The organism is Mesoflavibacter sp. CH_XMU1404-2, from assembly GCF_037029465.1.
GTDB lineage: Bacteria > Bacteroidota > Bacteroidia > Flavobacteriales > Flavobacteriaceae > Mesoflavibacter.
The window spans coordinates 1-1944 of record NZ_JAYMEM010000007.1; the positions used below are offsets into that span (position 1 = coordinate 1).

A 1944-nucleotide genomic window follows, 5' to 3' on the forward strand; every position below is an offset into this window, starting at 1 on the left:
CATGTGTTTTTAAGGTTTGATGATGATTTGTGTCTTAATTAATCATTAGATAAAAGTCATTAATCGTTAAAACAGATTGCTTCGTCCTGCGTCCTCGTAGTGACATAGGGACGCCTGTAATGACAGTTGGATACTCTAAAAAAACGAAATTGTCATTCTGTAGGCTATGTACTATGCGTTAGTCATTGAGTGTCACACTGAGCCTGTCGAAGTAAGTCGAAAAATCAAACAAAACACTATACACTATACACCAATACTAATGTAACTTCTCGATACAATACACTCCTTACGTCGTGTATCACTCGAAGTGACGCGGTAGATTAAAATTTGTTATGGTTTAGTGATAATTCGTAAAATTAGTGTCTCAATAAAAAATTAGTCATTAGACAATAATTATCAGTCATTAAAATAGATAGCTTCGTCCTGCGTCCTCGCAATGACAATGGGATGTTTGTAATGACAATACTTAAGTAAGACTATAGATAGAACACTGAGTTGTCATACTGAGCCTGTCGAAGTATTGTTGATGTGCTTCAAAAAAAATCAAACACTACACTCTATACAACTAATGTAACTTCTCGATACAATACACTTCTTACGTCATGTATCACTCGAAGTGACGCGGTAGGTTAAAATTTGTAATGGATTAGTAGTAATTAGTGAAATTTGTGTCTTAGTTAGTCATTAATCAATAGTCATTAATCGTTAAAAAGAGATTGCTTCGCTGCGCTCGCAATGACATTGGGAGGATTGTAATGATAATTAAACCGTGCTTTGTATATCAATTATAGTATCTCAAACATATTTTCAAACTATTATTATTTTCTTTTGTATCAATTAATTAGGTGGTGTTAATTAAATAGTCTATGTTTGCAACTCAATAAAAGATACCTATAGAGGTTTAAGGTAGTATATAGTACAATTAGTTTTACGAGTTTTTCTCTTCTTTCCAATTTTATTTTTGCAATTACTTTTTCAATAGTGTTTTTAAGTTAATAGGTTGTTTGTGCAATCTAATTATTAATCTTTAGTATGCTTTTCTTCACTAGGATGTGTTTTATTGAAAAAAGATAATTAATAACTTAAAATTAAGTAAAGATGCAAGAAGGCACAGTAAAATTTTTCAACAATTTAAAAGGATTTGGATTTATTAAATCATCAGAAACAGGAGAAGAAATTTTTGTTCACAACTCTGGTTTAAGAGATGATATTAAAGAAGATGACAAAGTACAGTTTAATACTGAACAAGGAAAAAAAGGATTAAATGCGATTAACGTAGAAGTAATCTTTTAATCAAAAAACATATTTATCTTTAAGATAAAATTGTAAAAAGACCGTTTAAATAAACGGTCTTTTTTATTATGTAACTATTAAAAATAAACATTGAGTAGCAAACAGTTGGATTGCTTTGTCCTACGTCCTCGCAATGACATAGGGACGCCAGTAATGACAGTTCTTATGTCATTCCGAACGAGGTACGAGGAGGAATCACACTTGTTGTTTATGATTAATTATGTGACTTCTCTCTGCGATTGAAGTGACTATGATTTTTTTTTAAGGTTTAGTGATAATTTGCGTCTTAATTAGTCATTAGACAATAATTATTAATCATTAAAATAGATTGCTTCGTCCTACGTCCTCGCAATGACAATTCTAATGTCATTCCGAACGAGGTACGAGGAGGAATCTCACTAGTTATTTATGATTAATTATGCGACTTCTCTCTGCGATCGAAGTGACTAAAAAACATGTGTTTTTAAGGTTTGATGATGATTTGTGTCTTAATTTGTCATTAAATAATAGTCATTAATCGTTAAAATAGATTGCTTCGTCCTGCGTTCTCGTAGTGACAATTCTAATGTCATTCCGAAGGAGGTACGAGGAGGAATCGCACTAGTTGTTTATGATTATTTATGCGACTTCTCTCTACGATCGAAGTGACTA

Annotated in this window: 1 protein-coding gene; it reads left to right on the top strand. The window is 31.7% G+C overall.

The features are described 5' to 3' along the window. Positions 1-1098 precede the first annotated feature (1098 nt). Positions 1099-1293, top strand: a complete 195-nt coding sequence (locus tag WA327_RS06010) for a cold shock domain-containing protein (protein WP_336067604.1) — start codon at positions 1099-1101, stop codon at positions 1291-1293. The last annotated feature ends 651 nt before the right edge of the window (positions 1294-1944 follow it).